An 18,999-nucleotide genomic window follows, 5' to 3' on the forward strand; every position below is an offset into this window, starting at 1 on the left:
GACGCAAACCTCTTGATCAACACGCGCAGACTGAAGGAGGGAGGGCGTCAGCGTGGGCCGGGCCAGTGGTAGGTGAGGTCGGGTTCGTTCTCCTCGTTGCGGCTGCCGTCGTTGCTGTCGACCGGGCGGAAACCGTGCCGCTCGTAGAACGCCCGCGCCTCGGTGTTGCGGGTGAAGACGCGGAGGCTGAGACCGCCCGGGCTGGCCTGCTGGGCCTGGGCCAGCAGGGCGGTGCCGATGCCCTGCCGGCGGGCCTCCGGCCGCAGGTACAGGTGTTCCAGCAGGTCGCCGTCGAGGGCGGCGAAGCCGAGGATCTGGCCGGTCGTGGTGGACTCGGCCACCCAGGTGGTGCTGCCCGGCAACATCACCTGGGCGATCCACGCCCTGGTCTGCGCGTCGTCGTACAGTCGCGGAAGGTAGGGCATGGCGGCCGCCCGGGAGGCCAGGAACACCTCGGCCACGGCATCGGCGTCGCTGTCGCGGGCAGGACGGATCACGATGGGGTCCGTCGCGCCCGCTGGGAGGACGCTCACGAGGCGGGGCGGGCGCCCCGGATGGCGTACCGGTGCATCGTCACACCCTCCTCGAAGGAGGCCTGTTCCAGCAGGTCCAGTTGCAGGGGCTCGTCGTGGCTGTCGAACAACGGGCGGCCGCTGCCGAGCACGACCGGATGGGTGAACAGCAGCAACTCGTCGAGCAGCCCGGCCCGCAGCAGTTGGGTGGCCAGGGTGGCCCCGCCGACCCCGATGACACCCTCGGCCTCGGCCCGCAGCTTCGCCAACTGGGCGATGGCGTCCTCCCCGCCGATGATCCGGGTGTTGTGCTCGGCGTGCTGGCGGGTACGCGACACCAGCACCTTGGGCGTCGAGGTCCAGATCTCGCCGTACTCGCGCAGGAAGTCCGGCAGCGAGTCGTCGTGGCGGGCAGCCGGCCAGAAGGCCTCCATCGTCTCGTAGATGGTGCGCCCCTCCACCGCCAGCGACATCGCCCGGGCCCGCTCGTTGAAGACCCGGTGCAGCGACTCGGTGATGCGCATCCAGTCGCCGCCGCCCGCCTCACCCGGGGCGTACTCGATCCGCAGGTCGAGGGAGACGTTCATCCAGTACACGAACCGACCCGGCATCCTGGTCCTTCCGGCGACGACATTGCTGCTGCCCGCCGACGACCGTAGTGGATCGACCGGCCGGTGGTTGCCCGAAACGCGATCAGCGCAGCACGAGCAGATCGAGGGCGTCGATCACCGGTCCACTCTCCACCTGGGCGGCCCGGTGCAGTCGCCGCAACCCGGCGGCGTACGCCTGATCGTCGATCAGTTGCAGCAGGGTGTGCGCCTCCCGTCGCAGGCCGACGGCGGCCTCCCGCAGCGAAGCGGCGGTGCGTTCGGGTACCTGCTCGACGGCCACGGTGGCGAAGCCCGCCTCGGCGAAGGCGGCCTCGACCTGCGCGATGCTCGGATAGGTGTCGAGCACCCCGACAGCTTCCGGGAAGTAGCGGAACAGGGTGATCCCCTCGGGTCGGCCGGCGAACACCGACCGGATCAGCACCGGGGCGCCGGGCCGCAGCACCCGGCGGATCTCCTGTGCGGCCGCGGTCAGGTCGGGAACATGGTGGATGACGGTGGAGAGCCACCCGGCGTCGATGCTGCCGTCGGGCAGCGGGATCTGCTCCGCGTCGCCGGCCAGGACGGGGGTGAACACACTGCGGGCCCGCATCGCCGCCGAAGGCTCGACCGCTACCACCTCGACCTCGGGCCACCAGGTGTGGAAGGCCCGGGCCCAGCTTCCGGTGCCGGAGCCCAGGTCCAGCACCCGCATCCCCGGGTGGGGGTCCAGGTGCCGGACGGCGGCGGCCCGCCAGGCGGCCAGGCCGTCGTCGGTGAGGTGCCGGTTGGCCTCGAAGGCCGCCGCGTCGGCCTCGTCGTATGCGATGCGCGCCATACCGACCAGTCAAGTACCGCCACCCACTCACCGGCAAGCAGTACATGGCACAGGTCACCGGAAACGACCGACGAGGTCAGGTCTGCTGGAGTCCCTGCTCGTACCAGGCGATCTTCTCCGCGACCCGGGCCTGCCAGAGCCGGAGCTGGTCGATCTGGGTCTCGACCGCTGCGGCGTGTTCGCGCAGCAGGGCCACCCGGTCGGCGACGCTGTCGGGTTCGCGGCACAGTTCGCCGTAGCGGCGCAGCCGCTCGATGGGCATCCCCGCGTCCCGCAGGCACCGCAGAAAATCCAGGGTGGACAGGTCACTGTCGCGGTACACCCGGTGTCCACCGGGGGTACGCGTTACCGGCGCCAGGATGCCCTCCCGCTCGTAGTACCGCAGGGTGTCGATGGAGAAGCCGCTGCGTCGGGCGGCCTCGGCGGGGGTGTACGTCGTCACCCGTGCGACCGTACCGCTTGACCTGGAGCGCACTCCAGGTTGAATCGTGGTCCCATGACTTCGGCTCACCTCGATGAGACTCCACGCCCGCCCGTCTCCGCTCTCGTGCTCGGCGCGATGACCTTCGGCACCCTGGTGGACGAGAAGACCTCCTTCGCCCTGCTGGACCGGTTCGTGGAAGGCGGCGGCGAATGGATCGACACCGCCGACTGCTACACCTTCTGGCTGAGCCCGGACGGGCGGGGCGGGGACAGCGAGCGGGTCCTCGGCCGCTGGCTCGCCGCCCGACCCGGGATGCGGGAGCGGGTACGCATCGCCACCAAGGTCGGCGCGGAACCCCTGTGGCAGGGTTCCTGGCCGCAGCACCGGGCGGGGCTGAGCCGCCGGGCGATCAGTGAGGCCTTCGCCGGCAGCCTGGACCGGCTGGGGGTCGAGCAGGTCGACCTGCTCTGGCTGCACCAGGAGGACCGGGCCACCCCCATCGAGGAGACAGTGGACGCCATCGCCGAGCAGGTCGCCGCCGGCACCGTACGCCGGGTGGGGGCCTCCAACCACCCGGCCTGGCGCATCGAACGGGCCCGGGCGTACGCGGCCACCCGGAACACCCTGCCGATCGACGCCCTCCAACTGAACGCCACCTACCTGCGGGTACGCCCCGGCACCCGACCCGACGGGGTGGTCCACCCGCACGGGGTGCTCAGCGACGAGCAACTCGACTTCGCCCGCGCCCACCGGATGGAGGTCTGGGCCTACACCCCGCTGCTCACCGGGGCGTACGACAATCCGGCCAAGCCGATCCCGCAGGTCTACGACCACCCGGGCAACACCCGCCGGCTGGCGGCGCTTCAGGAGGTGGCCCGCGCCACCGGCGCCACCCGCAGCCAGGTGGTGCTGGCCTGGCTGGTCAGCCAGGGCATCCGACCCATCCTCGGCGGCAGCAAACTGCACCAGCTGGACACCGCCCTGGAGGGGGTCGCCCTCACCCTCGAGGAGGCGCACCTGGCCCGGCTGAACTCGGCGGACTGACCGCCCACCCCAGCCGACCCGGCCCTGACCCACGGCACCGGGCCGTGCCTCGGGCCAGGGCCGGGTCGGCTGCCCCCGTGGGAACCGGTCCCGCCGCCACGCCGACCTCCGCCGACCGGACCGGTCCGCGAGGCCGGGCCGCACGTCCCGCGGCGAGGCCGTACCCGGTCAGAAGCGCGGCGGGGCCGCGGTCGGTCAGGAGGGCGGCGCGGCCCGCGACTCGTGACGTGGTCAGGCTGGGCGGCGTAGCACGCTGACGGCGAAGTCCGCGCCCTCGTGCCACGGGCGCAGGTCCCAGGTGGCGAAGCGGTGCTCTGCGTGCAGCCCGGCGGCGGCCACATGGTCGTCGAAGTCGCGCAGCGAATAGCCCCGGTCGGTGCCGAAGCCGACCGCGATCACCCCGTCCGGGCGCAGGTGGGCGGCCACCCGGCGCAGCACCGCCACCTCGGTGCCGGCGGCCACGAAGGTCATCACGTTGCCGGCCAGCACGGCCGCGTCGAACGGCTCCGGCTCGCCGGCCGCCGTCAGATCCAGCTCCGCCAGGTCGGCCACCAGCCAGCGCGGCCCGGGATGGTCGGCGCGGGCGGCCTCGACCAGCACCGGGTCGGCGTCCACCCCGACGACCGTGTGGCCCCGGGCGGCCAGTTCGGCGCCGACCCGGCCGGTGCCGCAACCGGCATCGAGGATCCGCGAACGGGGTGGCACCAGCGCGTCGACCAGTCGGGCCTCACCGGCCAGGTCGGCCCCCTCGGCGGCCAGGTTCCGGAACCGGTCGACGTACCACTGGGAGTGCTCCGGCCCGGTGTCGGTGGCCCAACGGGTCGGTCGGCCCGTGGCGGTGCTGTGCTCGCTCATCGGACCACCGTATCCAGGGCTGGTCAGGGCAGTCGGGCCACCGTCACGAACTCGTTGTAGGTGAACACCCGCCCGGCGGCCCGGGGGAACGGGAAGGAGTACTGCCGCTGCACGGTAAGGCCCAGGGCCCGGCAGTCCTCGGCGGCCTCGGCGAAACCGACGAACCGGACGTGCGAGGAGTCGCTGTCGTACCCCCGTTCCTGCGGGGTGATGAAGACCGCCCGGCCGCCGGAGCGGACGAAGGGCAGGTAGGAGGCGACCACCTCGCGGGCCTGCTCGGCCGGCATGTGCTCCAGCAGGTGCGCGGCCAGCAGGGAGTCGAAGGTGCCCGGCCGGGCGTGCTCGGAGGCGAAGAACTCCTCCGTGGTGTACGCCTGGAGACCGAGCGCGCGGCTGTGCGCCACCGAGGTCGGGTTGTGGTCCACCCCGACTGCGCCCTCGCCCAGGTTGATCAGGTTGCGGCCGAGTCCCGAGCCGACATCCAGGGTCCGGCCCAGTCGCAGCCGCCGCAGGTTCCACCGGTAGGGGGCCTGCACGTCCAGGACCTGCTTCCAGCGAGCACCGCTGAGCTGCTGCAACCTCTCGGTGTAGTCCACACCCTCGGTGCCGGCGGGTCCCTGCCGCGACTGCTTCATCCGGGGCTCCTCTGCCTCGTGGTGCCACTCGACCCGCGGCGCCCCGGGCCCGAGGATCGACGCGGTCCATCGAAAATCTTCGACCGGTATGCGTCGGTTCATAGATTATCCCGCCGGGGCCGCTCACCCCGCAGGGCGGCGGCGGTGTCGCCGGAACCTACCGCCCTCGATGCGTGCCGCGGTCGCCGGGCTCTATTCTGAAGCCCAGCGCTACCGGGAAGTGACACATGGTTGAACGCGTCGGGCCGCCGGTCGAGCCGGTGCCGACCCCGGCTGTCGACCGCCCACCACGGGATTACTCCGGGCTGGTCGCCCTGGCCCGGGCCACCCTGGAGGCCAACTGGGCGCAGGAGCACACCGTGCCCTCCCGGACCCTCTACCCGCACCAGTGGAGCTGGGATTCGGCCTTCATCGCGATCGGCTGGGCCCACCTCCGCCCGGAGCGCACCTGGTCGGAGCTGACCAGCCTGTTCGAGGCGCAGTGGCGCGACGGGCGGGTGCCGCACATCGTCTTCAACCCCGTGGTGTCCGACGAGGCGTACTTCCCGGGGCCTCGGTTCTGGGGCTCGACGCTGATCGAGGGGGCGCCGGCCCGGGCCACCTCCGGGCTGGTCCAGCCGCCGGTGCACGCGCTGGCCGCCTGGCACGCCTACCGCCGGGCACCCTCCGAGCGGGGCCGTGCCGCCCTGGGCCGGCTCTATCCGCGCCTGGTGGCCCAGCAGCACTACCTGAGCAGCCGTCGGGACCTCGGTGGTGCCGGGTTGGCCAGCATCGTGCACCCCTGGGAGTCCGGCCTGGACAACAGCCCGGCCTGGGACGAGCCGCTGGCCGTCGTGCCGACCGAGGAGGCGGTGCCGGGTGCGTACCGTCGGCGCGACATCGTGCACGCCGCGGCCGCGCACCGCCCCACGGACCTGGACTACGCCCGCTACGTCGCGCTCGTCACCGCCTATCGGGCGGGGGGTTACCGGGACGAGGACCTGGCCGATCGGCATCCCTTCCTGGTGGAGTGTCCGCTGTTCAACGCGGCCATGGGGGCGGCCGAGTCGGCCCTGGCGCAGATCGCCCGGGAGATCGGGGCGGATCCCGGCCCGCACCACCGGCGGGCCGCCCGGATCACCACCGCCCTGGTGGACCGGCTGTACGACCCGAGAACCGGCACCTTCCACCCCCGCGATCTGCGTACCGGCCGACTGACCCCGGCCCGGACGGTGCTCGGGCTGACGCCGGTGATCCTGCCCGACCTGCCGGCGGAGCAGGTCGAGGCGATTCTCGCCGAGGCCGGCTCATCCCGCTTCGGGCTGGCTGCCCGGATGGCCCGGCCGCTGCCCAGCCACGACCGCACCGCGGCCGACTTCGAGCCGCTGCGCTACTGGCGGGGCCCCAGCTGGATGAACATCACCTGGCTGATCCGGTGCGGGCTGCTGACCCACGGTCACCCCCGGTTGGCCGACGGCCTGGCCACCTCGATGATCGAGGCGGTGGCTACCGCGGGGTGCCACGAGTACTTCCACCCGGAGACCGGGGCTGGTCTGGGCTCCCCGGCCTTCAGTTGGACCGCCGCCCTCCTACTGGACCTGCTCGCCGAGACGTAGGGACGAGCCCTCGATTGACGGCTGGTGCACAGCCGGGACCCCGGCTGACATCGGCCGGCGGGCGCGGGACGGATTCGGCGGGTAGGTTGCTGGCCAGGGCCCGGCGGACGCGCTGGCAGCGCCGTCGGTGTGTCGGCGGGACGGCCGCGGCCCCGGGTACGCCAACGGAGGAGCGATGGGTCGGGACAGCTTCGACGAGCGCCTCGACCGCCTCACCGGGGTCCTGGCCAGGATGAGCCGCGACGCCGGTACGGCGATCCGGCAGGCCAGCGTCGCCCTGCTGGACGTCGACCGGTACGCCGCCGAGACGGTGATCGCCGGTGACCTCGTCCTGGACCGCTGCCGCGCGCAGGCCGAGCAGATGATCCCCGAGGTGCTGGTACGGCACCAGCCGGTCGCCTCCGACCTGCGGCTGGTGCTGTCCGCGCTGCGGATCGCCGCCGCTCTGGAACGGATGGGTGACCTGGCCGCGCACATCGCGAAGGTGGTCCTGATGCGCCACCCGGTGGGGGTGGTGCCGCAGCCGGCGGTGCCGGTGCTGGCCCAGATGGCGGAGGCGGCGGCCCGGATGGCCGACAAGACGACCGTGCTGCTGGCCACCCGCGACCGGCTGGACGCCATGCAGTTCGGGCTCGACGACGACGAGGTGGACGCCGCGCAGGAAAGCCTGCTGTCGATGCTGGTCTCCGAGTGGCCCTACGGGGTGGAGTCCGCGATCGACCTGGCGCTGGTCGGCCGCTACTACGAGCGGTACGCCGACCAGGCGGTGAACGTCGCCCGCCAGATCGTCGACCTGGACGCCGGAACCCTGCGGCGCTGAAACCGGCGGTTGCCGCAGGGTCCCTCCGGCGCTGATCAGGCCGGCCTTATCCGGACATCCGGCGCCCAGGTGCCGGAACGTCACATCTCGTCGCCGGTGGGCCACCACCGGGGACACCGAGTTCACTCTTCGTTCACCTGGTTCCAGGGGTCCGGCTACCTGGGCCTGGCACCTTGACTCTCGTACGGCCCGGACGGGCTGATGCACCCCGATAGAGAGGCTTACCTGGTGAACCGCAACGTGCTTTCGCGGCGCGTCCTCGCTGGCGTCGCGCTTGCCGCGCTCGCGCTTACCGGCTGCGCAAGCAACGACAACAGCACGGAGCCCAGCGGCGGCGACGGCGCTTACGCGAACCTGTCCGGCGAGTTGAAGGCGTCCGGGGCGAGCTTCCCCGACGCCTACTACCAGGAGGTCGTCGAGGCCTTCAAGGATGAGGCCGGCAAGGTGACGGTCACCTACAACGCGACCGGCTCGGGCACCGGCAAGAAGCAGTTCGGTGAGGGTCTGGTCGACTTCGCCGGTACGGACAGCCTGGTCAAGGAGACCGACGGCGTGGCGCCGGGCTCCTTCCTCTACATCCCGACGGTGGCGGCGCCGATCACGGTCTCCTACCACCTGCAGGGCGTGGACAAGCTCCAGCTCAGCCCGGAGACCCTCGCCAAGATCTTCCAGACCGACATCAAGACCTGGGACGATGCCGCGATCAAGGCGGACAACCCGGGTGTGGAACTGCCCAACACCCCGATCGTCGTCGCGCACCGCTCGGACGGCTCGGGTACCACCAGCAACTTCACCAAGTACCTCGAGGCCGCCGCAGCGGGCACCTGGAAGCTCGGCAGCGGTGACACCGTGAACTGGCCGGCCAACACCCAGGGCGGCGAGAAGAACACCGGTGTCGCGCAGATCGTGCAGCAGACCAACGGTGCCGTGGGTTACGTGGACCTCAGCGACGCCAAGGCCACCGGCCTGAAGTTCGCCGCCATCAAGAACAAGGACGGCCAGTTCGTCGAGCCGACCCTGGAGGGCACCACCGCCGGGCTGGAGGGCGCCGAGATCGCCGAGGACCTGAGCTACAACCCGCTCAACGCCGCCGGTGCCACCGCGTACCCGATCACCGCGCCGACCTTCATCATCGTGCAGACCTCCTACGGTGACGCCGCCAAGGCGGACCTGGTCAAGGGCTTCCTCACCTACCTGCTCAACGACGGCCAGGAGCTGGCCAAGGAGATCGACTTCGCGCCGCTGCCGGCCTCCCTCAAGGAGAAGGCACTGGCCCAGGTCGACAAGATCCAGAGCTGATCGAGACCAAGATCGCAGAGGGCGTCCAGTTGGGGACGGGATCACCGGATCCCGTCCCCAGCGGGGTACCCGAGCTGGAGTGAAGATGACCTTGACGAACAAGACCCCCGTCTCCCGGTCGACGCTGGCCCACCGCGGCGGCAGCGCCCTCGGCGACCGCCTCTTCTCCTGGTGGACCCTGGGCACCGGTCTGCTGGTGCTGGCGATCCTCGGGCTGATCCTGATCACCACCGTCCGCGAGGCCTGGCCGGCCTTCGACGCGATGGGCCTGCGCTTTCTCACCGAGCGGACCTGGGACCCGAACCCGGCAGCCGGCGACGCCATCTTCGGCGCGCTGTCCTTCGCGTACGGCACGGCCGTCTCGTCGCTGATCGCCCTGCTGTTCGCCGTGCCGGTCTCGGTCGGCATCGCGCTGTTCCTCACCGAGCTGGCGCCGCGCCGACTGCGCGGACCGGCGGTCACCGTGATCGACCTGCTGGCCGCCGTACCCTCGGTGGTGTTCGGCCTGTGGGGCATCCTGGTCGTCGCCCCCGCCATGGTCCCGGTCTACCAGTGGGCCCACGAGGTCTTCGGCGGCGTCCCGGTGCTGGGCAGCATCTTCGGCCCGGTCAGCAGCGGTCGCAACTTCATGACGGCCGGTCTCATCCTGGCGATCATGGTCACGCCGATCATCACCTCGATCACCCGCGAGGTGTTCAGCACGGTGCCCCGCGCGGACAAGGACGCCGCCCTGGCCCTCGGCGCCACCCGCTGGGAGATGATCCGGGGCGCGGTGTTCCCGCACAGCTTCGGCGGTCTCGTCGGCGCGGTGATGCTCGGTTTGGGCCGGGCGATGGGGGAGACGATCGCGGTGGCCCTGGTCATCGGCGGGGCCACGAACATCTCCGCCAACCTGTTCGCCCCCGGCAACTCGATGGCCGCCGTCATCGTGCAGCAGTTCGGTGAATCCACCGGCACCTTCACCGCCGCCCTGATCGGCCTCGGGGTGGTGCTGTTCGCGATGACGGTGCTGATCAACGTGCTGGCCCGGACGGTCGTCCGTCGGGCCGAGGCCCGGATGAAGGGAAGCGTCGCGTGAGCGTCACCGCACCCCCGGCCACCCGCCCGGCAACCAGCGGACCCGACCTGACCCGGGCCGCCCTGTCGGGTCGCCGCCGCTTCACCAACCACCTCGCCACAGCCCTCATCTGGGGCGCCGTGCTGCTCGCCGTCATCCCCTTGGCCCTGGTGACCTACACGGTCGTCAGCAAGGGAGCGGGGGTGATGAACCTGTCCTTCCTGACCGAGGACATCCCGAACTCGTACCGCCGGGTGGGCGGCGGGATGGCGCCGGCCATCGTCGGCACCCTGCTCATCACGGGGGCCGCCGCGCTGATGGCGATCCCGCTGGGGGTCTTCGGGGCGATCTACCTCAACGAGTACGGCAAGCAGCGGCCACTGGCCCGGGTGATCCGGCTGATGGCCGACGTGATGACCGGTGTCCCGTCCATCGTGATGGGGCTTTTCGTCTATCTCAGCTGGGTGCTGCTCGTCGGCCAGCAGACCGGGTTCGCCGGGGCGCTGGCCCTGGCCTGCCTGATGCTGCCGGTGGTCATCCGCAGCAGCGAGGAGATGCTCCGGCTGGTCCCCGACGAGTTGCGCCAGGCCAGCATGGCCCTGGGTGCGCGCAAGTGGAAGACCACCCTGACGGTGGTGCTGCCGGCGGCGATCTCCGGCATCACCAGCGGGTCCCTGCTGGCGGTGGCCCGCGCGGCCGGCGAGACCGCGCCGATCATCATCGTCACCGGCATCGTCTTCACCCCCAACTGGAACCTCTTCGACGGCTCCAACACCGCCCTGCCGGCGCAGATCTTCCGCAACGCCAGCACCTCCTTCCCGGCCGCCCAGGACCGGGCCTGGGGCGCGGCCCTGACCCTCATCGTGATCGTGCTCAGCTTCACGATCATCGCTCGTTTCATCTCCAGCCGGTTCGCCATCAAGGAGCGCTGACATGGCCAGCTACGACACCACCCTGACCACCCGTCCGTCCGTAGCGATGCACGCCGCGGGCAACAGCGTCGCCGAGTTCACCGAGGCGCCGGTGATGCAGCTGCGCGACGTCAGCGTCTACTACGGCAGCTACGAGGCGGTTCGCGGCACCACCATGCCGATCCAGCAGAACCAGGTCACCGCGATGATCGGGCCCTCGGGCTGTGGCAAGTCGACAGTGCTGCGGGCCCTGAACCGGATGAACGACCCCATCCCGGGTGCCCGGGTCAGTGGCGAGGTCTCCTTCCACGGCCAGGACCTGTACGCCCGCGACGTCGACCCGATCCAGGTCCGCCGCCGCATCGGCATGGTGTTCCAGAAGCCCAACCCCTTCCCGAAGTCCATCTTCGACAATGTCGCCTACGGGCTGCGGATCAACGGCATCAAGGGCCGCCTGGACGACCATGTCGAGGAGGCCCTGACCAAGGCGGCCCTCTTCGACGAGGTGAAGGACAAGCTGCGCAAGAGCGCCCTGGCCCTGTCCGGCGGTCAGCAGCAGCGGCTGTGCATCGCCCGGACCATCGCGGTCAAGCCCGAGGTGATCCTGATGGACGAGCCCTGCTCGGCGCTCGACCCGATCGCCACGGCGAAGATCGAGGACCTGATGACCGAGCTGACCAGCGACTACACCATCGTGATCGTCACCCACAACATGCAACAGGCGGCCCGGGTCAGCCACTACACCGCCTTCTTCACCGCCGAGGTGGACGACCAGCAGGTGCGGCACGGCCGGCTGGTGGAGTACAGCCAGACCGGCAAGTTGTTCACCAACCCCGCGGACAAGCGTACGGAGGACTACATCACCGGTCGCTTCGGCTGAGTGACGGCGTCGCGTTGGCCGCTCATCGGGTACGCGGACACCATCACCCGTACGCCGCCGAGGCCCTGCTGGACGTCGGCGCCCTGCAACCGGACGCCGCCGTGGTCCTGGTGGCCGTGCCGGTGGCGTACCTGCCGCAGGTCACCCGCCTGCTGACCGACCTGGAAGCCCAGCGGCGACACAGATCGGTGTCGCGACGCCGCCCCCCTCCCGGGCCCGAGGCCCCGGCCGAGGGGTGGACGGTCGAGGACCTGCGGCGGTTCAGCCTGGGCCGCAGCGCCACCCACCGTACGGTCGCGGCGATGCTCGACGCCCTGGCTGCCGAGCCGGGACGACAGTTCACCGTCGAGGAGTTGAGCCGACGCACCGGGCTGCCCCGGCAGAAGATCGTCGGGGCGATGGCGGGACTGACCCGGGTGTTGAAGATCCACCATGACTACCCGAGGCGGGGCCTTCCCTTCGACCGGGTACCCGGGCGGCCGGAGGCCCCCCGCGAGCGGTGCTACCGGGTGGACCCGGATCGGGCCGCCGACTGGCACGCGGCCCGCCGCTCGCGCCCCGACCGAGGAGGGGCCGTCGTTTAGTCGGACCGGGCGGGGGTAACCAGCGCCGCTCGTGACGAGGGGAGGGTGCGGTGCGGTTTCCCCTGTTCGTCGACGCGGTGTCGCGTCGGTCCGGGCTGTCGAAGGACCTGTCCGCCGCGGTGGCCCGTGCGGTGCTGGGCACCCTGGCGGAGCGGATGACCGGCGAGCCGACGACCGATCCCACCGGGTACCTGCCGCAGGAGTTGAGCGGGTCCTCCGGTGAACTGCTCACCGACGGACCGGGGGACTTCCTGCGCCGGGTGGGGGCCCGGGCCGGAGTGGACGAGCAGACGGCGGGCCTCGGGGCGGCGGCGGTCTTCGCGACCCTGCGCGAGGCCGTCACCGTCGACGAGTTCCGGGCCCTGGTGGCCGGGCTGCCCACGGCCCCGGACGGCACCGTGGATCCGGTCGCCGGGCCGGACCAGACCTGGCCCTGAGCGGCCGGCGGCCAGCAGTCCGGTCGGGTACGCCTCCCTGCCGCCGGGCGGGTGGGCCCCGGCCGGTAGGCTGCCCGCCGTGGCAGGTCTGTTGAGGAGTATGGCGGCTCGTGTCGGCGCGGTGATCCCGTCCCCCCGGCGTTCGGGGCCGACCCCGGCGAAGGTCGCGCGGCCCCGTCAGGTGAACGCGCTGCAACGCCGTCAACTGTCCTACGCCCCGGAACCCGACGGCCAGGCCGACCCGGGGGAGATCGTCTGGACCTGGGTGTCCTACGAGGACGATCCCCGCCAGGGTAAGGACCGGCCGGTGCTGGTGGTGGGCCGCCACAGCAGGACCCTGTTCGGGCTGATGCTCTCCAGCCGGGATCGCGACGGCGAGCGGCACTGGCTGGCCCTCGGGCCGGGGGAGTGGGACCGGGACAACCGACCCAGCTGGGTGCGGCTGGACCGGGTGCTGACCATGCGGGAGGACGGCATCCGACGTGAGGGCGCGGTGCTGGACCGGGCCCGTTTCGACCGGGTGGGTGCCGCCCTGCGCAACGGCTACGGCTGGCACTGACCCCCTGCGCGCCACCTGGGCGCGACGGGGTCAGCACTCGGCCAGGTGCGGTGTTTCGCGTAACGCCCGGCGGGAGCGGGCCGCCCCCAAACTCTTGGCTTCGTACATCGCCGCGTCGGCACGGTCCAAAGCCTCGATGAGCTGGGTCCCGTGCACCGGTGCCAGCCCGACCGAGGCGGTCACCCGGACGGTGGTGGGGCCGAGACAGATCGGTGCGGCGAGCATGTCGTACAGGCGCCCGGTGGCGTGGTCGATCCAGCGGTGGTCGACCGTCGGGCTGGCCAGCAGACCGGCGAACTCGTCACCCCCGAGCCGGGCCACCAGATTGTCTCCGGCGAAGGTGGCCAACCGCTCGGCGACACTGATCAGGACCTTGTCTCCGGCCGCGTGGCCGTACCGGTCGTTGATCTGCTTGAAGTCGTCCAGGTCGAGGATCACGGCCACCAGGGGTCGGCCGGCGGAGTCGGTGAGCAGCGCAGTCGCCAGCCGGTAGAAGGCACGCCGGTTGGGTAGACCGGTCAACGGATCGTGGCTGGCGGCGTGCCGCTCGGCGGCGAGTTCAGCCTGAAGGCGGCCGATCTCGGCCTCGGCACGTACGGCTCGGCGACCCATCTGCCACGAGGAGAGCAGGGCACCCACCGCACAGATGCCGGAGGCGACCGTCAGCGGATCCGGCACAAGATCCTCCCCTCGCCGTCACACGCGCCCACCCCTGGCCGACGAGCGTCGCCAAACATGTCCGTTTCCCCTGGTGGAAACCAGGTTTGCGTAACAGATTGTGAGCGGATGGGCACCACACACATGCGCTATCATGCTCGCTGTCCATTGCAGATGCAATAGCAGATGCACGTGCAAATGAACGAGAAACCACATCCTCGTGCCGCTACCGCTCCTCCCACGGCGTCGGCGCCTACCGGAGAGAACAGACACCCCCATGCAACAGCCGCCCAACGGTGTCCCCGCCAACGAGTTGCCTCCCCTCGCCTGGCTGAAGAGCCGTCGCAGCAATCCCAGTGGGAACTGCGTCGAGCTGGCCCAGTTGCCTGGGGGAGCGGGTATCGCGATGCGCAACTCCCGACACCCCGAGGGGCCGGCGCTGATCTACACGGTCGACGAGATCGCGGCCTTCGTGCGCGGGGCCCGCGATGGAGACTTCGATCATCTGATCGGCTGACCCGGGATCCCACCGACGGGATTTGTTGTGCACGGGGATGGATGTTCACCTCACTGAAGGTTCATGGCATGCTTACACGTCGGTCGGGCCGGTCCACCGGCACGATCGACGACGGCATGCGGAGGGCGGCAGGTGACCATGGTTTCCGCCGAGGAGGGCGCGGCGGTAGGCCCGACCGTGTTGCGGATGCTGCTGGGCGCACAGCTGCGGCGGCTGCGGGAGTCGTGCGGGGTCAGCCGGGAGAGCGCCGGCTGGGAGATCCGCTCATCCGAGTCGAAGATCAGTCGGATGGAGCTGGGCCGGGTCGGCTTCAAGGAGCGCGACGTCGCCGACCTGCTGACCCTCTACGGGGTCACCGACGAGAAGGAACGCGCCGCCCTGCTCAAACTGGCCCGGGACGCCAACAACCCAGGGTGGTGGCACCGGTACGGTGACGTGCTGCCCTCGTGGTTCCAGTCGTATCTCGGCCTGGAGGCGGCGGCGGCGCTCATCCGCAGCTACGAGGTCCAGTTCGTCCCGGGGCTGTTGCAGACCCGGGAGTACGCCCGCGCCGTGGTGCGACTCGGCCACGGCCAGGCCGATCCGGCGGAGATCGAGCGCCGGGTGGACCTGCGGATGCACCGTCAGGAGTTGCTGCGTCGACCGCGTCCGCCCCGGCTGTGGGCGGTGGTCGACGAGGCCGCGCTGCGCCGGCCGATCGGTGGGCCGAAGGTGATGCGGGGTCAGTTGCAGGCGATGCTGGAGGCGACCCGTACCCCTAACGTCCGGTTGCAGGTCGTGCCCTTCGCCGCCGGTGGACATGCCGCCGCCGGGGGCGCCTTCACCATTCTGCGCTTCGGCGACCAGGACCTGCCCGACATCGTCTACATCGAACAGTTGACCAGCGCGCTCTACCTGGACAAGCGGGAAGACCTGGACTTCTACGCGGTGGCCATGGAGCGCCTCTGTGTGGAGGCCGAGCCGCCGGAGCGTACCCCTGAGATCCTGGAAGGGATCATCGCGGAGTTCGCGGACGACTGATCGGTCGCTGCCCCACCGTCACTTTCCGTCATTCGATTGACATCCGTCGGTCGGTGCCACTAATCTCTGGATCGATCCAGTCTGAATCGATCCAGAAGGGAGGGGCCGGTGAAACCCACCCTGCGCGCGGTGGCCGAGGCGGTCGGTGTCTCCCGCAGCACCGTGTCGAATGCCTACAGCCGCCCGGACCAGCTCTCCAGGGAACTGCGGCAACGCATCCTCGACACGGCCCGGGAGATGGGCTACGCCGGCCCGGACCCGACCGCCCGGTCACTGCGCCGCGGCTACGTCGGCGCCATCGGGGTGCTGTTCACCTCCCGGCTGTCCTACGCCTTCACCGATCCCTTCGCCACGCAGTTCCTCACCGGCGTGGCGCAGGCGGCCGAGCGGCACGACAGCAGCCTGCTGCTGGTGCCGCTGCCCGCCGAAGCGGCCGGTGCCCGCAAGGCCGTGGAGAACGCCGCCGTCGACGGGTTCTGCGTCTACTGCGGCGGCGACGAGGAAGGGGAGATCGTCGACACGATCCGTGACCGTGGACTGCCCTTCGTCACGACCTCGGCCCGCCCCCGGGCGGAGGACCGGTGGGTGGGCATCGACGAGCGGGCCGCCGCCCGGTCGGTGGCCGAACATCTGACCGGGCTCGGCCATCGGCGGATCGCCCTGCTGGCCGACAGCGTGCTGCCGGACGCCGCGCCCGGGCGGGTCCGGGTCCGCGAGGTGGCCGAGGTGCCGCACCCCACCACCCGGGAACGCCTGGCCGGTTTCGCCGACGCCCTGGCGGCCGTCGGGGTCGACTGGCCGCACCTGACGATCCTCTCGGCGGCCGACAACAGCCGTCCCGCCGGTGCCGCCGCCGTGCGCGCGCCGGATGCCCTGCCCGAGCCGATCACCGCCGTGCTGGCCTGCGCCGACGTGCTCGCCCTAGGCGCCCTCGACACCCTGCGCGATGCCGGCCGACACCTCTCGGTCACCGGCTTCGACGACATCGCCGAGGCCGCGCCCGCCGGCCTGACCACCGTGCGCCAACCCGGCGTGGAGAAGGGGCGTCGCGCGGCGGAACTCCTGCTAGACCCGCCCGTGGACCCCGACGCACACCAGATCCTGCTGCCCACCACGCTCGTCGTCCGGACCAGCACCGGACCCGCCCCGAGGAGTTGACCATGGAACAGCCCAACGGCTTCGTCTTCGCCATCGACGCGGTCACCCGACACGTCAATTCCGCTCGGCCGGACGCGCCGATCATTCCCGATCCGCCGCGTACCCCGCGCCTGAACGGTGCCCGCCACCTCGCCGCCGTGACCCTGCGGCGACTGGCCGACCAGATCCAGCCCGCCCCGCGGACCGCCACCCCGTACTGCACCCGGTAGCGACCGACACCGCAGACACCTACGGCCCGGCCCGCGCACCACCCGCACCGCCGGGTGGTGCGCGCACCGACCGACCAGGCAGACTGGGCGCTGATGTCCTCCTTCACCCCCCACCTGCGCCTGCACGACCGGTACGTGGTGCGTGAGCGCATCGGCCTCGGCGGCATGTCCGAGGTGTGGCGTGCCGAGGACGAGGTCCTCGGCCGCCCGGTGGCGGTTAAGGTGCTGGCCGCCGGCTTCGCCGCCGACCCCGATCTGCGGGCCGCCATCCGCCGCGAGGCCCGCGCCGCGGCCCGGCTGGCCCACCCCCACGTCACCCAGGTGTACGACTACGGTGAGGCCGCCCTGGACGGGCGGGTCGTGCCGTACCTGGTGATGCAACTGGTCGAGGGGCGCAACCTGGCCGACCGGCTGGCCGAGGGGCCGCTGGCCTGGCCGGCGGCCCTGCGGATGGCCGCCCAGGTCGCCGCCGCCCTGGCCGCCGCCCACCGGATCGGGGTGGTGCACCGCGACATCAAACCCGCGAACGTCATGCTCACCGACACCGGCGCCAAGGTGCTGGACTTCGGCATCGCCGCCCTGGCCGGGCCGCCGTCCGCCGCCGGGACCGTCGGTGAACCCATGATGGGCACCCCCGCGTACACCGCCCCCGAGCGGCTGCGGGCCGCCGCACCGGATCCGGCCAGCGACGTGTACGCCCTGGGGGTCCTGCTCTACCGCGCCCTCACCGGTGCGGTGCCGCTGCCGGTGAGCAGCTGGGAGGACGCCCTGGTGGTGCACGCCAACCGGCGTCCGGTGCCGCCGCTGCGGGTGGCCGGGCTGCCGGCCGACTCCGCCGCCCTGGTGCTGGCCTGCCTGGACCCGGAACCCGGGCGGCGACCCACGGCCGGGCAACTCGCCGCCCGATGGCACACCGCCGCGGCGAGCGCAGCCGGCCCCACTACGGCCGTGCTGCCGATCATCCCCGGCCACGACGAGCCGACCACCGCCCCGGCGGGAGCAGCGGGTCATCCACCGACCCTGGTCGACCGTCCCGACCCGGAACAGCACAACCATGCGGGGCGCTACCCCCAGCAGGCGACCGAGTCCCGGCCCGCCCGCCCGACCCCTGGCCCACTGTCCCCCGTGGACCTGTCCGGCGGCCCCACACCTGCGGTCCCCGGCCGACGCCGCCGCCCGCCGGTCGAGGTGGTGGCCGCCGCCCTGGTCGTCCTGGTGGGGCTGGGGGTGTTGTTGATTCCCGATGGGGCCGACGATCCGGCCCCCGCGGCTGCGCCGGCCAGTGCCCCGGCCGCCGCCCCCACCTTGGCCGCGCCCGCGACGAAGCGCCCCAGCCCGTCGCAGGCACCCCCCGACCCGGTCAGCCTGCGGGAGCTCGCCACCGAGTTCATCGCCCTGCTCACCGAGGCGCAGCTCACCGACGGTCTCGACCGCAAGGTGGCCGACCGGCTCCGCAAGGACCTGGCCAAGCTCGCCGCCGGCAAGGCCGAGGATCGGCAGAAGCGGATCGAGGACCTGCGGGAGCGCCTGGAGAAAGAATCCGACCGGGGCCGGATCCCGGGCGACTTCGCCGACCGCATGGACGACCTGCTCGACCGGGTCGAGGACACCCTGCCCCGCGACGACTGACCCAGGTCAGGTCAGGATCGCCAGGGCGTACTCCCCGGGGTCGCCGCCGGCCCGGGCCAGCACCGTACCGTCCGGCGCCCACACCGCCGACCGGCCCGCCGTCTCCCGGTAACCGCCGCCGGTCGGGCCGGCGAAGCTGGCCACCGCTACATGCACCCCGTGGGTGGTGGCCGTGCGCAGGGCCCGTTGGTCGGGTACGGCCACATCGGCCGCCGACTCCAGCACGGCGGCCAGGTAGACGTCCACCCCCAGGGCGCAGGTACGGGCGGCGTGTTCGGCCACCCCGGTGTCCTTGCAGATCGCCAGCCCCAGCCGCCAGCCGTCCACGGTCAGCACCACCGGCTCCGCACCGGGCCGGAACCGGCGGGGCTCGTACCCACCGAGCCACATCTTGCGGTACGCCACCCGGGCCCCGGTGCCGTCCACCGCGACCAGGGCGATGTGGTCCCCGGCCACCGGCGCGCCGACCAGGGCCAGTGACCCGGCCGCCGCACAGGCCTCCACCAGGGGAGCCAGCCGGGAATCAGCCGGATCGACCGGGGCGGCGTCCAGCTCGTATCCGGTCAGGGACAGCTCCGGAAAAACCACCACCCGGGCCGCCGCCGCCTCGACCAGGGCCGCGTGAGCGGCCACGTTGGCCCCGATGTCGTACGCCCGACACCGGGGTTGGGCCACCGCGAGCCGCAGGCGGTCACGGCCGAGTTGATTCTCCACTGTCGCCCACCCTAGGTTCTCCCCTCATGCCGAGTCGATACCCACACAGCGCCATCCC

The 18,999-nt window shown here is 71.8% G+C and carries 23 protein-coding genes; 15 read left to right on the plus strand and 8 right to left on the minus strand.

The genetic code is table 11. The annotated features are described in order from the left end of the window. Window positions 1-47 precede the first annotated feature (47 nt). From ABZ795_RS01405 to ABZ795_RS01420, 4 genes are all read right to left on the minus strand, one after another. Window positions 48-497: a GNAT family N-acetyltransferase gene (locus ABZ795_RS01405; protein WP_327026104.1), complete on the minus strand. Its 450-nt coding sequence runs from the start codon at window positions 495-497 to the stop codon at window positions 48-50. Between the two features lie 32 nt (window positions 498-529). Continuing rightward, entirely contained in the window at window positions 530-1,123 is a 594-nt protein-coding gene (locus ABZ795_RS01410) for a dihydrofolate reductase family protein (RefSeq protein ID WP_357527913.1), read from the minus strand. 82 nt (window positions 1,124-1,205) lie between these two features. Further along, on the minus strand, window positions 1,206-1,937 hold the full coding sequence (locus tag ABZ795_RS01415; RefSeq protein WP_357527915.1) for a methyltransferase domain-containing protein: 732 nt from the start codon (window positions 1,935-1,937) through the stop codon (window positions 1,206-1,208). 76 nt (window positions 1,938-2,013) lie between these two features. Continuing rightward, on the minus strand, window positions 2,014-2,379 hold the full coding sequence (locus ABZ795_RS01420) for a MerR family transcriptional regulator (protein ID WP_357527917.1): 366 nt from the start codon (window positions 2,377-2,379) through the stop codon (window positions 2,014-2,016). A 54-nt stretch (window positions 2,380-2,433) separates the two neighbouring features. Here ABZ795_RS01420 and ABZ795_RS01425 point away from each other — a divergent pair, with 54 nt between their 5' ends. Further along, complete coding sequence (locus ABZ795_RS01425) at window positions 2,434-3,405, plus strand: aldo/keto reductase (protein ID WP_357527919.1); 972 nt, start codon at window positions 2,434-2,436, stop codon at window positions 3,403-3,405. A 231-nt stretch (window positions 3,406-3,636) separates the two neighbouring features. Here ABZ795_RS01425 and ABZ795_RS01430 read toward each other — a convergent pair whose 3' ends face one another. Then, window positions 3,637-4,260 carry a class I SAM-dependent methyltransferase gene (locus ABZ795_RS01430; protein ID WP_357527921.1) on the minus strand — a complete coding sequence of 208 codons (624 nt, stop codon included), beginning with the start codon at window positions 4,258-4,260 and terminating at the stop codon, window positions 3,637-3,639. A gap of 23 nt (window positions 4,261-4,283) precedes the next feature. Further along, window positions 4,284-4,895: a class I SAM-dependent methyltransferase gene (locus tag ABZ795_RS01435; protein ID WP_357527923.1), complete on the minus strand. Its 612-nt coding sequence runs from the start codon at window positions 4,893-4,895 to the stop codon at window positions 4,284-4,286. Window positions 4,896-5,122: 227 nt separating this feature from the next. Here ABZ795_RS01435 and ABZ795_RS01440 point away from each other — a divergent pair, with 227 nt between their 5' ends. The 9 genes from ABZ795_RS01440 to ABZ795_RS01480 all read left to right on the plus strand — a co-directional run bounded on the left by ABZ795_RS01440 (window position 5,123) and on the right by ABZ795_RS01480 (window position 13,037). Next, window positions 5,123-6,490 (plus strand): hypothetical protein, encoded by a 1,368-nt coding sequence (locus tag ABZ795_RS01440; RefSeq protein WP_357527925.1) that lies wholly within the window; start codon window positions 5,123-5,125, stop codon window positions 6,488-6,490. Between the two features lie 175 nt (window positions 6,491-6,665). Beyond that, window positions 6,666-7,310 (plus strand): phosphate signaling complex protein PhoU, encoded by a 645-nt coding sequence (phoU, locus tag ABZ795_RS01445; protein WP_357527927.1) that lies wholly within the window; start codon window positions 6,666-6,668, stop codon window positions 7,308-7,310. Between the two features lie 228 nt (window positions 7,311-7,538). Further along, a complete protein-coding gene (pstS, locus tag ABZ795_RS01450) occupies window positions 7,539-8,609 on the plus strand; it encodes a phosphate ABC transporter substrate-binding protein PstS (RefSeq protein WP_357527929.1) in 1,071 nt (356 codons plus the stop codon). An 85-nt stretch (window positions 8,610-8,694) separates the two neighbouring features. Then, entirely contained in the window at window positions 8,695-9,687 is a 993-nt protein-coding gene (gene pstC, locus ABZ795_RS01455; RefSeq protein WP_327026093.1) for a phosphate ABC transporter permease subunit PstC, read from the plus strand. Next, complete coding sequence (pstA, locus tag ABZ795_RS01460; RefSeq protein ID WP_327026092.1) at window positions 9,684-10,598, plus strand: phosphate ABC transporter permease PstA; 915 nt, start codon at window positions 9,684-9,686, stop codon at window positions 10,596-10,598. Before pstC ends, pstA begins: the two co-directional genes overlap by 4 nt. Before the next feature lie 46 nt (window positions 10,599-10,644). Further along, on the plus strand, window positions 10,645-11,457 hold the full coding sequence (gene pstB / locus ABZ795_RS01465) for a phosphate ABC transporter ATP-binding protein PstB (RefSeq protein ID WP_357528310.1): 813 nt from the start codon (window positions 10,645-10,647) through the stop codon (window positions 11,455-11,457). Window positions 11,458-11,471: 14 nt separating this feature from the next. Further along, window positions 11,472-12,041, plus strand: a complete 570-nt coding sequence (locus tag ABZ795_RS01470) for a hypothetical protein (protein ID WP_357527931.1) — start codon at window positions 11,472-11,474, stop codon at window positions 12,039-12,041. Window positions 12,042-12,091: 50 nt separating this feature from the next. Further along, window positions 12,092-12,478 carry a DUF2267 domain-containing protein gene (locus ABZ795_RS01475; protein WP_357527933.1) on the plus strand — a complete coding sequence of 129 codons (387 nt, stop codon included), beginning with the start codon at window positions 12,092-12,094 and terminating at the stop codon, window positions 12,476-12,478. A 79-nt stretch (window positions 12,479-12,557) separates the two neighbouring features. Continuing rightward, window positions 12,558-13,037 (plus strand): type II toxin-antitoxin system PemK/MazF family toxin, encoded by a 480-nt coding sequence (locus tag ABZ795_RS01480; protein WP_357527935.1) that lies wholly within the window; start codon window positions 12,558-12,560, stop codon window positions 13,035-13,037. Window positions 13,038-13,067: 30 nt separating this feature from the next. Here the strand turns inward: ABZ795_RS01480 and ABZ795_RS01485 are convergent, their stop codons facing one another. Next, window positions 13,068-13,715 carry a GGDEF domain-containing protein gene (locus tag ABZ795_RS01485; protein WP_327026082.1) on the minus strand — a complete coding sequence of 216 codons (648 nt, stop codon included), beginning with the start codon at window positions 13,713-13,715 and terminating at the stop codon, window positions 13,068-13,070. Between the two features lie 256 nt (window positions 13,716-13,971). Between ABZ795_RS01485 and ABZ795_RS01490 the strand changes: the two genes are divergently transcribed. The 5 genes from ABZ795_RS01490 (at window position 13,972) to ABZ795_RS01510 (ending at window position 18,227) form a co-directional block, all read left to right on the plus strand. Further along, window positions 13,972-14,211 carry a DUF397 domain-containing protein gene (locus tag ABZ795_RS01490; protein WP_327026081.1) on the plus strand — a complete coding sequence of 80 codons (240 nt, stop codon included), beginning with the start codon at window positions 13,972-13,974 and terminating at the stop codon, window positions 14,209-14,211. Between the two features lie 132 nt (window positions 14,212-14,343). Then, entirely contained in the window at window positions 14,344-15,231 is an 888-nt protein-coding gene (locus ABZ795_RS01495; RefSeq protein WP_327026080.1) for a helix-turn-helix transcriptional regulator, read from the plus strand. Between the two features lie 108 nt (window positions 15,232-15,339). Continuing rightward, window positions 15,340-16,389: a LacI family DNA-binding transcriptional regulator gene (locus ABZ795_RS01500; protein WP_357527938.1), complete on the plus strand. Its 1,050-nt coding sequence runs from the start codon at window positions 15,340-15,342 to the stop codon at window positions 16,387-16,389. Window positions 16,390-16,391: 2 nt separating this feature from the next. Beyond that, window positions 16,392-16,598, plus strand: a complete 207-nt coding sequence (locus ABZ795_RS01505) for a hypothetical protein (protein ID WP_357527940.1) — start codon at window positions 16,392-16,394, stop codon at window positions 16,596-16,598. A gap of 57 nt (window positions 16,599-16,655) precedes the next feature. Then, on the plus strand, window positions 16,656-18,227 hold the full coding sequence (locus ABZ795_RS01510) for a protein kinase (protein WP_357527941.1): 1,572 nt from the start codon (window positions 16,656-16,658) through the stop codon (window positions 18,225-18,227). A 6-nt stretch (window positions 18,228-18,233) separates the two neighbouring features. Here the strand turns inward: ABZ795_RS01510 and ABZ795_RS01515 are convergent, their stop codons facing one another. Further along, the gene (locus tag ABZ795_RS01515) at window positions 18,234-18,941 is read right to left on the minus strand and encodes a carbon-nitrogen hydrolase family protein (protein WP_357527943.1); all 708 of its coding nucleotides are present in this window, start codon (window positions 18,939-18,941) and stop codon (window positions 18,234-18,236) included. Between the last annotated feature and the right edge of the window lie 58 nt (window positions 18,942-18,999).

This window comes from Micromonospora sp. NPDC047134 (genome assembly GCF_040643455.1).
Taxonomy (GTDB): domain Bacteria; phylum Actinomycetota; class Actinomycetes; order Mycobacteriales; family Micromonosporaceae; genus Micromonospora.

Bases quoted from the DNA above. Each gene is read 5' to 3' on its own strand.
- ABZ795_RS01410 (WP_357527913.1), bottom strand. From the start codon at position 1,123: ATGCCGGGTCGGTTCGTGTACTGGATGAACGTCTCCCTCGACCTGCGG.
- ABZ795_RS01435 (WP_357527923.1), bottom strand. From the start codon at position 4,895: ATGAAGCAGTCGCGGCAGGGACCCGCCGGCACCGAGGGTGTGGACTAC.
- ABZ795_RS01425 (WP_357527919.1), top strand. From the start codon at position 2,434: ATGACTTCGGCTCACCTCGATGAGACTCCACGCCCGCCCGTCTCCGCT.
- ABZ795_RS01440 (WP_357527925.1), top strand. From the start codon at position 5,123: ATGGTTGAACGCGTCGGGCCGCCGGTCGAGCCGGTGCCGACCCCGGCT.
- pstC (WP_327026093.1), top strand. From the start codon at position 8,695: ATGACCTTGACGAACAAGACCCCCGTCTCCCGGTCGACGCTGGCCCAC.
- ABZ795_RS01505 (WP_357527940.1), top strand. From the start codon at position 16,392: ATGGAACAGCCCAACGGCTTCGTCTTCGCCATCGACGCGGTCACCCGA.
- pstB (WP_357528310.1), top strand. From the start codon at position 10,645: ATGCACGCCGCGGGCAACAGCGTCGCCGAGTTCACCGAGGCGCCGGTG.
- ABZ795_RS01490 (WP_327026081.1), top strand. From the start codon at position 13,972: ATGCAACAGCCGCCCAACGGTGTCCCCGCCAACGAGTTGCCTCCCCTC.
- phoU (WP_357527927.1), top strand. From the start codon at position 6,666: ATGGGTCGGGACAGCTTCGACGAGCGCCTCGACCGCCTCACCGGGGTC.
- ABZ795_RS01415 (WP_357527915.1), bottom strand. From the start codon at position 1,937: ATGGCGCGCATCGCATACGACGAGGCCGACGCGGCGGCCTTCGAGGCC.
- ABZ795_RS01430 (WP_357527921.1), bottom strand. From the start codon at position 4,260: ATGAGCGAGCACAGCACCGCCACGGGCCGACCGACCCGTTGGGCCACC.